Origin of the sequence: Pseudomonas sp. 13B_3.2_Bac1 (genome assembly GCF_025466205.1) — a bacterium.
Classification (GTDB): domain Bacteria; phylum Pseudomonadota; class Gammaproteobacteria; order Pseudomonadales; family Pseudomonadaceae; genus Aquipseudomonas; species Aquipseudomonas fluorescens_H.
The window spans coordinates 100,843-113,146 of record NZ_JANLOG010000046.1 but is presented as its reverse complement, the minus strand read 5'-3'; the positions used below and the strand labels follow the sequence as shown (position 1 = coordinate 113,146).

Annotated in this window: 10 protein-coding genes; 2 read left to right on the top strand and 8 right to left on the bottom strand. The window is 58.3% G+C overall.

Features of this window, described 5'->3' with window-relative positions:
• Positions 1-94: 94 nt before the first annotated feature.
• The 6 genes from NTD85_RS07105 to NTD85_RS07080 form a co-directional block, all read right to left on the bottom strand.
• Entirely contained in the window at positions 95-523 is a 429-nt protein-coding gene (locus tag NTD85_RS07105) for an AprI/Inh family metalloprotease inhibitor (RefSeq protein WP_158547274.1), read from the bottom strand.
• A gap of 93 nt (positions 524-616) precedes the next feature.
• On the bottom strand, positions 617-2,080 hold the full coding sequence (locus NTD85_RS07100; RefSeq protein ID WP_003225012.1) for a serralysin family metalloprotease: 1,464 nt from the start codon (positions 2,078-2,080) through the stop codon (positions 617-619).
• Positions 2,081-2,540: 460 nt separating this feature from the next.
• Positions 2,541-3,626 (bottom strand): polyamine ABC transporter substrate-binding protein, encoded by a 1,086-nt coding sequence (locus NTD85_RS07095; RefSeq protein WP_262141797.1) that lies wholly within the window; start codon positions 3,624-3,626, stop codon positions 2,541-2,543.
• Positions 3,627-3,681: 55 nt separating this feature from the next.
• Positions 3,682-4,026 (bottom strand): cupin domain-containing protein, encoded by a 345-nt coding sequence (locus NTD85_RS07090; RefSeq protein WP_003225018.1) that lies wholly within the window; start codon positions 4,024-4,026, stop codon positions 3,682-3,684.
• A gap of 31 nt (positions 4,027-4,057) precedes the next feature.
• A complete protein-coding gene (locus NTD85_RS07085) occupies positions 4,058-5,464 on the bottom strand; it encodes an NAD(P)/FAD-dependent oxidoreductase (RefSeq protein ID WP_103483489.1) in 1,407 nt (468 codons plus the stop codon).
• Positions 5,465-5,516: 52 nt separating this feature from the next.
• The gene (locus NTD85_RS07080; protein ID WP_262141796.1) at positions 5,517-6,332 is read right to left on the bottom strand and encodes a helix-turn-helix domain-containing protein; all 816 of its coding nucleotides are present in this window, start codon (positions 6,330-6,332) and stop codon (positions 5,517-5,519) included.
• Between the two features lie 263 nt (positions 6,333-6,595).
• Between NTD85_RS07080 and NTD85_RS07075 the strand changes: the two genes are divergently transcribed.
• A complete protein-coding gene (locus NTD85_RS07075; RefSeq protein ID WP_045122460.1) occupies positions 6,596-6,868 on the top strand; it encodes a DUF1652 domain-containing protein in 273 nt (90 codons plus the stop codon).
• A gap of 57 nt (positions 6,869-6,925) precedes the next feature.
• On the opposite strand, the gene NTD85_RS07070 is transcribed toward NTD85_RS07075, so the two are convergent.
• Positions 6,926-9,400, bottom strand: coding sequence for a UvrD-helicase domain-containing protein (locus NTD85_RS07070; protein WP_262141795.1), 2,475 nt, complete (start codon positions 9,398-9,400; stop codon positions 6,926-6,928).
• A gap of 279 nt (positions 9,401-9,679) precedes the next feature.
• Between NTD85_RS07070 and NTD85_RS07065 the strand changes: the two genes are divergently transcribed.
• Positions 9,680-10,375, top strand: a complete 696-nt coding sequence (locus tag NTD85_RS07065; RefSeq protein ID WP_262141794.1) for a pirin family protein — start codon at positions 9,680-9,682, stop codon at positions 10,373-10,375.
• Between the two features lie 186 nt (positions 10,376-10,561).
• On the opposite strand, the gene pgm is transcribed toward NTD85_RS07065, so the two are convergent.
• On the bottom strand, positions 10,562-12,208 hold the full coding sequence (gene pgm / locus NTD85_RS07060) for a phosphoglucomutase (alpha-D-glucose-1,6-bisphosphate-dependent) (protein ID WP_262141793.1): 1,647 nt from the start codon (positions 12,206-12,208) through the stop codon (positions 10,562-10,564).
• Between the last annotated feature and the right edge of the window lie 96 nt (positions 12,209-12,304).

The window sequence follows — 12,304 nt, the reverse complement described above, 5'->3', positions numbered from 1 at the left end:
CTTCCGTCATTTAAACGGCCATTCGTTGTATTGAGCTGTTGCTTATAACTGCAACGCACAACCTTATATGCAACTGCTCAGTCGGTGGCGCTGTTCACGGCTGCGGCGTATGGCGCGTGAGCGTAATCACCAGCCCCGACTTCAAAGTGCTCAGATAAAGCCCATCACGTTGTCGGCTGAAGAACTGGATTCTTGAACCTTCCTTGCCGGTAATCGACAGGCCGTCCGGATCAGGAAACCAGCCGATCGGCGCTTGCTCAAGCCATGCCCCCAGGCATTCGGCGCCCTTGCCCAGCGTCTGGTTCGGTTCAAGATCGATCAGGCAGGTGTTCGACGGTTTGTCTTGCAATGCCTGCGCCTGCGGGGCGTCATCAGGCGCAGTCAATACAGCCTGCCATTGCCCGGCAAAAACCAATGGATCTTCGAGTCTGAGGCTGCTTGCCATGGTTGTTTCTCCAGAAATCATGATGAACGCCGCCGAAAGCCACGCCATTGCCTTGTAGGTAAAAGCTTTATAGATCATGAGAATATTCGCTCCGGCACGTAGCCTTGCCCAGCGGCCAGGACGATGCAAGTAAAGAAAGCGGCGCATTGAGCGCCGCTTTCCCGTTTCACATCACGCCACGATGTCGCTGGTCGCTGCCTGGCCAACGGTGCTGACCTGGAAGTCCGCCACGCCGTGCCCGGAGAAGTCCACCGACAACAGGCTGTTGCCGCCCGACGAAGTCAGGATCGCGTCGCCGGCTGCACCGGTGAAGCTGCTGACGAAGTGCAGACCGGAACCGTTGGTGATGGCGCTCAGGTCGATTTTGTCCAGACCGCTGACGAAATCGAGGATCTGATCGATGGCACCCGGCTTGGAGTCGGAGCTGGCTGCGAACACAAAGGTGTCCGAACCGGCGCCGCCCCACAGTTTGTCCGCACCACCGGCGCCGTAGATGATGTCGTTGCCGGCACCGCCCTTCAGCTCGTTGGACGCACTGTTACCGATCAGCAGGTCGTTGCCCGAACCGCCGATGGCGTTTTCGATGGTCACGCCCTTGGCGATGGACACGTTCCCCACCATGCCGCCAACGTCGGAGAACGAGGCTTCATTGAGGTTGATCTTCTGGTTCTGGGTGAAACCCGAGAAGTCGAAGGTGTCCTTGCCGCCCGCGTCCCACACCGAGAACACCAGCTTGTCGCTCGACGACGAGGCGCTGAGGAAATCGCGACCGGCGTTGGAGTTGAAGCCGTAGGTGGTGTCACCGGCACGGGTGCTCATATTGGCGCCGTACAGCTTCTGGATCGCCGCAATGTCATCCATCAGCGGGCCGGAGGCATAGGCTTCCACACCGCCCTTGCTGAAGTTCTGGGCGGTGTTGCTTTCGCTCCAGTAGCTCATGAGGCTGTAACCGCGGGTGTCCTGACCGTAGGACGCATCCTTGTAGGTCGGGTTGCCTTCGCCGGCGTTATAGTCGCCAGGGTGAGACAGCCCCAATGTGTGGCCGATTTCGTGCGTCAGGGTCTGACGCCCGTAATTGTTCACCCCCGGGGTTTTGTTGACGTCGTAGCCACTGCCGGTCAGGTACCAGGATTGACCGTCATAACCAGGCTCGGTGCCTGGCAGGAAAGCAAACGCCGCCGCACCTTCCTGGCCACCGCTGTAGTTACCGAATGTCATGTGACCGTCGCCACCTTTGGCAGCCTCGGTAAACGTGACATTGGCAACGTCAGCCCAGGATTGCATGGCGAGCACGGCCTGAGCTTTTTGCAGGGCACTGAACTGACTGAAACCGGTGACGCCCAAGCCGCTGAAGTTGGCGGTTTTGGCGGTCAGAAAGGTGTAAGTCAGTTCGATCTTGCCGCTGTTGTCGAGATCGTGCCAGGAAGCACCGTCTCGCAACAGTTGAGTAGCGGCTTGATCCACCGAGAAGGAGGGTTTGCCATTGACCGTGAGGTTGCCGCCACGATCGTACTGATGGCTGAAGCTATTGATCTGGTTCCAGGCGGAGCTGGATGCAGCCAGAGACTGCGCTGCGCCGACAGGTACGAATGTATCTGCGGTGGTATCAATAGCGTTAGCTTTTACTTTCGACATAAACACACTTCCTTGTTTAGCAATGGAACAGTTTTTGTCAGATAGCGACAATCCCTGGCGAGATCGTCCTATCACTCGCCCAATGAAGGCGTAAGAAACCTGACACAATTTGAAATCTGTCGTCTAGCGTTTTTTTGAGATCAAATTGAACTGTTGCGTAAAACTGCCGAAAACAAAGCCTGCGGGGTCGAAAGATTGTTTTACCGGGCATCACCACGCCCAATTGTCTGACGATTTTCTATTTAAATATTAAATATTGGTAAGTTGTTTTTTGTTAGACGCGTCTCACTTTCCTGCACTCTATTAGTGCGATGCCAGTGTATTGATATCAAATAAAATGCTGCGCTGAAAACACATAGTGGGAGCGGGCTTGCTCGCGAATGCGGCTTATCAATCAACATAATTGCTGACTGAACGGACGCATTCGCGAGCAAGCCCGCTCCCACAGGAATGAAGTGAATCAACTACCCGTTCGAATTTTGTTCCACACCCGCGTACGAATCCGGTCGATGTTCAGCGGCATCGCTTCCAGCGCGAACAGCTTGCCCATCATCTCCGGGCTCGGATAGACCTTGGTGTCGCTCTTGATAGCCGGGTCGATCAGACTGTCAGCCTGCTCGTTGCCGTTGGCGTAGTGCACGTAATTGCTGATGCCGGCCATCACGTCCGGGCGCAGCAGGTAGTTCATGAACGCGTAACCGGCCTTCTCGTCCGGCGCATCGGCCGGCATGGCGACCATGTCGAACCAGATCGCCGCGCCTTCCTTGGGAATCGCGTAACCGATGTCGATGCCGTTCTTCGCTTCCTTGGCGCGGTTTTCCGCTTGCAGGATGTCGCCGGAGAAGCCGACCGCCACGCAGATGTCACCGTTGGCCAGGTCACTGGTGTATTTCGAGGAATGGAAGTAGCTGACATACGGCCGCACTTTCATCAGCAGCGCTTCGGCTTTATTGTAGTCTTCCGGGTTCTTGCTGTGGGGCGGCAGCCCCAGGTAATTGAGGGCCGCCGGCAGCAATTCCGGGCCGTTATCGAGGATCGCCACACCGCACTTCTGCAGTTTTTCCATGTACTCGGGCTTGAAGATCAGATCCCAGGAGTCCACTGGCGCGTTGTCACCCAGCACCGCTTTGACCTTGGCGATGTTGTAGCCGATACCCGTGCTGCCCCACAGGTAAGGAAAGCCGTGCTCGTTGTTCGGATCGTTGACCTGCAAGGCCTTGAGCAATACCGGGTTGAGGTTCTTCCAGTTCGGCAACTGGCTCTTGTCGAGTTTCTTCAGCGCCCCGCCCTGGATCTGCCGGGCCATGAAGTGGTTGGACGGGAATACCACGTCATAACCGGATTTGCCGGTCATCAACTTGCCGTCGAGGGTTTCGTTGCTGTCGTAGACGTCATAGGTGACGCCGATGCCGGTGTCTTTCTGGAAGCTTTTCGTGGTGTCCGGCGCGATGTAATCGGACCAGTTGTAAACCTTGACCGTTTCGGCGGCATGGCTGATGGAGGCGGCCAGCAGCAGCGGCGCCAGAGCGAGGGTTTTCTGGATCATGAGGTGATTCCTGTAGTGGCTATTTTTGTTGGCAGGCAATCAAAGGATCAAACAATCAGAAAATCAGCACGTAGGTCTTGCGCACGGTCTCCTGGATATCCCAGATGCCGAGCGTATTGGCCGGCAACATCAGTGCGTCGCCACCTTGTATGTGCAGGGTTGCGCCGCCGTCGTCCGGGGTGAACGTGCAACGCCCGGAAATGAAATGGCAGAATTCCTGCGCGGTGATCTGCCGGCGCCAGCGCCCCGGGGTGCATTCCCAGACGCCGGTTTCGACGCCGTCGTCGCGTTCGACGCTGGTGGTCGAGGCAATGGCGACCGGCTCACCGAGTGGCACGGCGACCGGGTTGGACTCGTCCAGTTGCAGAGTGGCGGTGTTCTTGAACTGCGTAATGCTCATGGGGGGACCTGTCTTTTGAAGAAAACGGCGGTTAGTGCATGAAACCTTCCATGAAACCCGCGACCTGGCTGGCAAGCTTGCGCCGCCACGGTGCAGTGGCCGGGTTGGCCAGGGTCTGGTCTTCGTGGACAAAACTTTTGATGATCGCGTTGTAGCCAAGCCAGCGGCACGGCTCCGGTTCCCAGGCGCGCAGCGCATGTATCCCGCCATCCGGCAGCACCCACGGCTGATGCACCAGTTCGGTGTCACGCTCCAGAATCAGATCGGCCAGGGTGCGGCCGCCAAGGTTGCTGGCACCGACACCCTCCCCGCCATAACCGCCGGACAGCGCGATGCCATTGGCGCGATCGCAGAGCATGTGCGGCTTGAAATGCCGCGACATGCCGAGGTTGCCGCCCCAGGCGTGGGTGATCTGTACGTTTTTCAGTTGCGGGAACAATTCGCCGAACAGATAGCGGCGCAGCTCGACTTCATCGCGGGTCAGATCGAAGTTATGCCGCAGCTTGCCGGCGAACTGGTAACCACCGCGGGCGCCAAAGATCAGGCGGTTATCAGCACTGCGCTGGCCGTAGGTGACCTGGCGGCTGAACTCGCTGAAGGCCTGGCCACGGTTGAGGCCGATTTCATCCCAGGTCGCTGCCGACAACGGTTCGGTGGCGACAATCAGGCTTTGCACCGGCAACTGATAGCGGCCCAGCGGCGGCAACGTCACCGAATAACCTTCGACGGCTGGCACGATCCAGCGACTGCGCACACTGGCCTTGGCCGTGCGCAGGCTGCCGGACTGCCAGTGCGTGACCGGGCTGTTTTCGTAGATCTTCACGCCCATGTTCTGCACGGTGCGCGCCAGACCGCGCACCAGTTTCGCCGGGTGAATGGTCGCCACATGCGGCGCATAGATGCCGCCGTAGGGTTTTGCCACACGAATCTGTTGCGCCAGTTGCTCGGGGCTGAGCCAGCGATAATCGTTGTCGGTCAGGCCCTGAGCATGCAGTTTGTCGAGGTATTCACGCAGGCTGGTTTCCTGCTCCGGATAGCGTGCGGCGCAGTACAGCACCCCGCCTTTGCGGTAATCGCAGTCGATGCCCTCACGTTCGAGCACAACTTCCACTTCATCGGGGATGCTGTGCAGCAGATCGAACGAAGCGCGGCGTTGTTGTGGCGAGAGCCCGGCAAGCAGTCGATCCTCGCCCAGCAGGTTGCCCATCAGCCAGCCGCCATTGCGCCCGGACGCACCGAAACCGGCGGTTTGCGCCTCGACGATGGCGATATCCAGACCGGGAGCGAGTTTTTTCAGGTAGTACGCGGTCCACAGCCCGGTATAACCGGCGCCGATGATTGCCACGTCGACATCCAGATCCCGCTCCAGCGCTGGCCGCGCGGTTAGCGGCTCGTCGAGTTGATCCATCCACAAACTGATAGTGCGCCACGCCGGCATGCAAGACTCCGCCACTGAAAACCTTCGATGGCGCCGATCCTAGTGCGTGCCTTCAGCGAATGTCTTGCGCGCGTGCCCGCAAAGAAATTTGTTTGGCGTAAGCCTTGGGGGATTGGCCGGTGTGCTGGCGGAAACAGCTGTAGAACGCTGACAGCGAGTTGAAACCGGCCGCAAACGCCAGCTCGTCGATACGCAGCGGCGGCGTGGCCTGATCCAGTGACTTGAGCAAGTGCTGCAAGCGTGCCTGGTTGACGTAGCGATAGAAGCTCTGGCCCAACACCTGATTGAGCAGATAGGAAATCTGATTGCGGCTGTACCCGCACTCCTTCGCCACTCGTTGCAGGTCCAGTTCCGGATCGAGGTACGGCTGCTGGCGTTCGAAATACTGCTGCAGATCCTCGGCCATGAAACTGATCTGGCGCGGCGACAAGCCCAGGCGACTCACCGCCGGGCGCTCACTCGGTGCGGCGGCGCCATTGGTTTGTGCGCGAACCAGCGAAGCGTATTCGTTGACCCGCCAGATCAAGCCGTCCTTGACCGTGAGAGCTTCACTGGAACGGAACGACACCAACCCGTCACCGCCGCGCAGGGTCACTTCGTACTGAATGAACGCAGTGTTGCCATCCACGCGGATCCGGTCGCAATGCTCCAGCGCTTCGTCGGATTCTCGTGGCATGCTCACGCGCACGTACTCGCGCAGTTCGTCGAGGCCGAGGACCCGGTTCTGAAAGAAATCGTTGTACTGGACGTCCGGGTGATACAGCGCCATGACGCTGTCCAGATCGCGGTGCTTCCAGCTCAGGTGGTAGCGCATGACCGTGGCGGCCGTGGCCGGGGTCTGTTCGGGGCCGTCATCGTCGGCGTGCATAAAGGGCTCGATGCAAAAGAGTCGAGCTTGCCCAACTTCATGAAAACGATCAACGAGCAAACCGTAGTGGCCTTTTGGCGATCACTGACCAGAGCGTGACTTACATCAAAAAACGCGAAGCAATCGCAAAATGAACTGAAAAATCTCACAGAGATTTCACATCCGGATGCTACTTTTAAAGTCACTGAACGGTTGAGCCAATGAAGGCTCTTCCCACCTAACATGAGCAAAAGGAAGCGCTCGATGAAGAAGGCGGGCAACACATGAATAAAGCTTCGAGCAAAGTCACCTTCCCCAACGCGTGCCAGCTGATGCGCTGGCACTTTCATCCCATGGGTTTCGAAGCAACGATGGATGCACCGGGCAGCATGATTGCCCGTCTGTTTGATCGCGCCAGCGGTGAAACCATGATCGCTATCGCCGGCATTCCATGTGCCACGGTGATGAACGCGGCCGATGTCGAGCGCATTATCGAGGCCGTAGAGGATGAGCTGGAGGCATTCATTCCTCCGGAATCTTTCAGGAGTTACGCATAAGTTGTTGTTTTGAATAAAAAAGCCCGCCGTAAAGGCGGGCTTTTTTGTGCGCGGCGGTTATCCGGTTTTTGCTTGCGAGCGGTGATCGACAAAGAACGCCTTGCCCTGCGCAACCCGATCGGACGCCCTCGGCATGTTTACTGCCTGGTTGTCCTGCGGTTCGACGTACCAATAGCAATGGCTGACCGCCCGAGTGATGCCGACATAAGCCAGACGCAGGATCTCGTCCTTTTGCGCCGTGTCATAAGGCTCGCTGTCACCGGCCTTGCCCAGCCCGGCCATGCGGTACACCTGATTCTTGTACGGCGAACTGGTCAGGTGCTGGCAATCACCGAGCAGGAACACGGCGTCGGCTTGCAGACCTTTGGCGCTGTGATAGGTCAGTTGCTTCAGGCGTCGAGCCTCGTAGGGCAAGCTCGAATCCACATTAACTACAGACTGTATATGCTGTTCTATCAATGACTTATCACTGCTTTTTCGATAAAGCATCAAGATTGAATCGCCGCGATTGTAGTGTTCGGCCAGGCGCTGACCCAAAGCCTGATCATCGCGCTCCAGCACATTTACCGGCTGCAATGCCTTGGCTGCGCCACTGGCCTTGGCCTTCTTGCCCGGAATTGCCGGCGCGGCGCGGACGATGTGTTCGGCGGCATCGATGATGTGCTGATGGCTGCGGTAATTGTCACTGAGCATCACCCGCGTGGTGCTCGGCGACGGGAATTCCTTGTTGAACTCCATGAAGTAACTCGGCGAACTGCCCCGCCAGCCGTAGATCGACTGCCAGTCGTCACCCACGCACAGCAACGACGAACGCTGTGCGCCCCGCCCGACATGCATGGCCGGGCCACGACTGCGGATTTCCGCAAGGCTGGCGCGGATCCATGAGACGATTTGCGGCGATACGTCCTGAAACTCGTCGATCATCAAGTGCGACATGGGCCGCAGCAGCTCATCACTCAGCAGCTTGAGATTTTCCGGCGAGTGTTCGCTGAACAGCGCGAACATCCGGTTGTAGGTCATCACCGGCGGCTTCTGATCAAGCAAATGATCTTCCAGGGCACGCCAGAACAGGCTCAGCGCCTCGAAGAAAAACCGATCCGGATCATCCTTGGCAAAACTCATACGACCGACAGCGTCCGGCACATCCAGCCCGAGGTTTTCGATGAAACCGGCCGCCGCAACAAAACAGTCCAGCAGCGGCGCTGAGACCAGTTCACCTTTGACCTTGTAATCGAACCCGGGACCCGCGCTCGCATCGCCGGCCAACGTCGACAGAACTCGCTTTGACATTTCATAACTATCTAGCCAAATCAATGGCTTACGGCAGAAAGCTTGAAACAGGGTGCGTTTTACAGCCCACTCGGCGCGTACGCTGAGCTTGGCGTTGGGCCGGCAGATCTGCGGGTTTTCCCGGGGATCGAAGCCAAGCACCACCCAGGCATCGAGGCTGGGGATGTAGCCATGACAATGAAAGGTCGAACCGTTGATCTCGAACGTCTGCCGGTTGGGCTCAATGCCTTTGATCGGCCAGGCACCGGCGCGAAACCACAGGTCTTCGATGGCGTCGCACAGTTCTTCGTCGCGTTTGGATGCCAGTTCGGTCACCGCCATGCGCTTCTGCACGTCCGGGTGATCGCGCTCCAGTTCCTTCAACTGCAAGGCAGCCTTGGCCAACGGCTGAATCAACGGGCGAAAACGCTCGTCTTCATTGAATAACCGGTGGTAGCAGGCGTTGAGCTGCTGGCGCTGGGCATCGTTGATCCGCAAATCGAACGGGTTGCTGTCGACGTCCTCGTCAGCCCCTTGTGGTCGATTGCTGAGGTTTTCAAAAGCCTGCAAACGCTCGAAGCCCGGCAGGCTGCGAACCATCGGCAGAATGCGCGAGTGAAAGGTCCGCACCAGATCCCGCGCCTGTTTCAGACTCAATATCTGTCCCCAGAGCGCGAACATCTCGATCAGTTTATTGATGAAATCCTTACGTGATTCGCGCGTGAAGGTCACCACGGTCATCGAGTCGAGTTCAAAGCCCAGATAATGCGTGAGCAACAGAATACGCAGCACCAGCGTCGTCGATTTACCCGCACCGGCCCCGGCAATCACCGAGGTTGAGGGTGTATCACTGAAAATCATCTTCCATTGCGCGACGCTTGGCTGGGCGTGCTCGGGCAGCAGGCGTGCCACATCGGCCTTCATGCGTTTTTTCAGTTCGGCGCTGAGTGGCAGACGCCAATCATCGAACAGATGGTTGTCGACGCTCGGCGGACGATGCTCGGTGCTGCGGCTGTCACGAATCAGCAGGACCTGGCGACCTTCCTCCAGCCCTTCGAGTTTTCCTTCTTTGAAACCGTACTCCACACCCGCGGTGTGCCCGCTGCGAAACCCGTCAGCCTGACCGTGCAGCCAAGAGGCACGGTGCTGGGCGCGCAAACGCGTCAGGCCATGGCCGAAGAAACGCGCGGCCAGACGTTTGAACCAAGGCATCTCGGCCAATGGACGCAGTTCGGGAGGAAGATCGGGAGTGTGTTGCGCCACGCTGATGGGCTCCAGGGTGTGAGGCTGTTGGGGGCTATGGTGTCTTTATTTGCCCATGAGTTCTAGCGAAATGCTTACAGGTCATTGGTTTAGGCGATGAACTGAAAGTTGGGTGAGATCGTTTCGAGCCTGTTTCCCATCAATAGATTCGATGAGAATGCCGCACTTTTTACGCTTTTTCTCGATGATTGACTGAAGGATGATGCCCGTCATTAACCAACGGTCTCGCTTCGTGGCTCTGGCGTTGCGCCCCATGACGAACCTTTTGAGGAGACGATCATGCTTGAACTCAGACCTTTCAACACGCTGGGCGGCGCTCATCACGGCTGGTTGGATGCCCATCACCACTTTTCGTTCGCCGAATACTATGACCCGCAGCGCATGAACTGGGGCAATCTGCGGGTGTGGAACGATGATGTGATCGCCGCCGGCACCGGGTTCCCACAACACCCGCACCGCGACATGGAAATCATCACTTACGTTCGCGAAGGTGCGATTACCCACCAGGACAACCTTGGCAACAAGGGCCGTACCGAGGCTGGCGACGTACAGGTCATGAGCGCCGGTACGGGCATCGCTCACAGCGAGTACAACCTGGAAGACCAGGAAACGCGGATTTTCCAGATATGGATTCTTCCAACCGAAACCGGTGCACCACCATCGTGGGGCGCCAAACCGTTCCCCAAAGGCCAGCGCGAAGGGTTCGTGACCCTGGCCAGCGGCAAGGACGGTGACGACCAGAGCCTGCGCATTCGCGCCGATGCGCGGCTGGTCGCGGCGAATGTCAAGGCTGGGGAAACGGCTGAATATCGTCTGGATGCCGGACGCCGAGCCTATCTAGTGCCTGCCACCGGTTTGATTGAAGTCAATGGCTTGCGTGCGCAAGCTCGAGACGGTGTTGCTGTGGAACATGAGTCGGTGCTGACCGTGACCGCGCTCGAAGACAGCGAAATCGTGTTGGTGGATCTGGCTTGATGGCATGAACTGCAGGCGAAAAAAAGGGGCGACCGTCATGGTCGCCCCTTTTTTGTAACCTTTGTGGCGAGGGGATTCATCCCCGATTGGCCGCGAAGCGGCCCTTCTTTACCGTTGGAGCGGACGGCTACGCAGTCCATCGGGGATGAATCCCCTCACCACAGAAAGAACTCACCTCCCTGAAGATCACTTGTTGCTGATTGCGCCATCCACCAGCGTTTGCGCTTCGGCCACCAGTTGCTTGAGGTGATCGTCGCCAATGAAGCTTTCGGCGTAGATCTTGTAGATGTCTTCAGTACCCGAAGGACGCGCGGCGAACCAGCCGTTTTCGGTCATCACCTTCAGGCCACCAATGGCCTGATCGTTGCCCGGCGCGTGGCTGAGAATGCTCTGAATCTTCTCGCCTGCCAGCTCGGTCGAAGTCACTTGCTCCGGCGACAGCTTGCTCAGCAGTGCTTTCTGCTCAGGGTTGGCTTTGGCATCGACGCGCACCGAGAACGGTTCGCCCAGTTCATCGGTCAGGGCGCGATAGGCCTGGCTTGGATCACGGCCGGTACGGGCGGTCATTTCAGCCGCCAACAACGCCGGAATCAAACCGTCCTTGTCGGTGCTCCAGACGCCGCCATCCTTGCGCAGGAACGAAGCGCCAGCACTCTCCTCGCCACCAAAACCCAGCGAGCCGTCAAACAGGCCATCTGCAAACCATTTGAAACCGACCGGTACTTCGTACAGACGACGTCCCAGACGCTTGGCCACGCGATCGATCAGACCGCTGCTGACCACGGTTTTACCCACGGCGGCATCGGCGCGCCATTGCGGACGATTCTGGAACAGGTAGTCGATGGACACCGCCAGGTAGTTGTTCGGCGCCAGCAGACCACCCGAAGGGGTGACGATGCCATGACGGTCGTGATCCGGGTCGCAGGCGAAGGCCACGTCGTAACGTTCCTTGAGACCGATCAAACCTTGCATGGCATGGCTGGACGATGGGTCCATGCGGATCTGCCCGTCCCAATCGACCGTCATGAAACGGAAAGTCGGATCGACCTGCTTGTTCACCACGTCCAGATCAAGACGGTAATGCTCGGCAATCGCCGACCAGTAGCGCACCCCTGCTCCGCCCAGCGGATCGACGCCCAGACGCAGCTTGGCGTCACGAATGGCATCGAAGTCGATCACGTTGATCAGATCGGCAACGTAGGTGTTCAGATAATCGTGACGGTGAGTGGTGCTGGCCTTGAGCGCCTGCTCGTAGCTGATGCGTTTGACGCCGGCCAGTTTGTTGGCGAGCAGTTCGTTGGCCTTGGCTTCGATCCACTTGGTGATGTGGGTATCGGCCGGGCCACCGTTGGTAGGGTTGTATTTGTAGCCACCGCTTTGCGGCGGATTGTGCGACGGCGTAATCACGATGCCATCCGCCAGGCCCGAAGTGCGGCCACGGTTGTAGCAGAGAATGGCGTGCGAGATCGCCGGGGTTGGCGTGTATTCGTCACCTTCGGCGATCATCACGGTCACGCCGTTGGCCGCCAGCACTTCCAGCGCGCTGGCCCCGGCCGGGGTCGACAGTGCGTGAGTATCAATGCCCACAAACAACGGGCCATCGATGCCCTGGGCTTCGCGGTACAGGCAGATCGCCTGGCTGATCGCCAGAACGTGCCACTCATTGAAACTCAGGTCGAAGGAGCTGCCGCGGTGCCCGGAAGTACCAAACGCCACACGCTGGGTGGAAATCGAAGCGTCCGGTTGGCCGGTGTAATAAGCCGTTACCAGTCGCGGGATGTCGACCAACAATTCTGCCGGTGCCGGTTTGCCCGCAAAAGGACTGATAGTCATGCAAAACCTCTGAAATAGAGTGGTTCAGGAAATACAGCGCAGTTTACTGGCAGTTTGACCACAGCGCGACGGGATCTATCCGACAGATTTCAACGT

What these genes read in the sequence shown, in the direction of transcription:
- NTD85_RS07075 (WP_045122460.1), top strand. Translation starts at nt 6,596, where the DNA reads ATGAATAAAGCTTCGAGCAAAGTCACCTTCCCCAACGCGTGCCAGCTG.
- NTD85_RS07105 (WP_158547274.1), bottom strand. Translation starts at nt 523, where the DNA reads ATGATCTATAAAGCTTTTACCTACAAGGCAATGGCGTGGCTTTCGGCG.
- NTD85_RS07080 (WP_262141796.1), bottom strand. Translation starts at nt 6,332, where the DNA reads ATGCACGCCGACGATGACGGCCCCGAACAGACCCCGGCCACGGCCGCC.
- pgm (WP_262141793.1), bottom strand. Translation starts at nt 12,208, where the DNA reads ATGACTATCAGTCCTTTTGCGGGCAAACCGGCACCGGCAGAATTGTTG.
- NTD85_RS07095 (WP_262141797.1), bottom strand. Translation starts at nt 3,626, where the DNA reads ATGATCCAGAAAACCCTCGCTCTGGCGCCGCTGCTGCTGGCCGCCTCC.
- NTD85_RS07090 (WP_003225018.1), bottom strand. Translation starts at nt 4,026, where the DNA reads ATGAGCATTACGCAGTTCAAGAACACCGCCACTCTGCAACTGGACGAG.
- NTD85_RS07065 (WP_262141794.1), top strand. Translation starts at nt 9,680, where the DNA reads ATGCTTGAACTCAGACCTTTCAACACGCTGGGCGGCGCTCATCACGGC.
- NTD85_RS07100 (WP_003225012.1), bottom strand. Translation starts at nt 2,080, where the DNA reads ATGTCGAAAGTAAAAGCTAACGCTATTGATACCACCGCAGATACATTC.
- NTD85_RS07085 (WP_103483489.1), bottom strand. Translation starts at nt 5,464, where the DNA reads ATGCCGGCGTGGCGCACTATCAGTTTGTGGATGGATCAACTCGACGAG.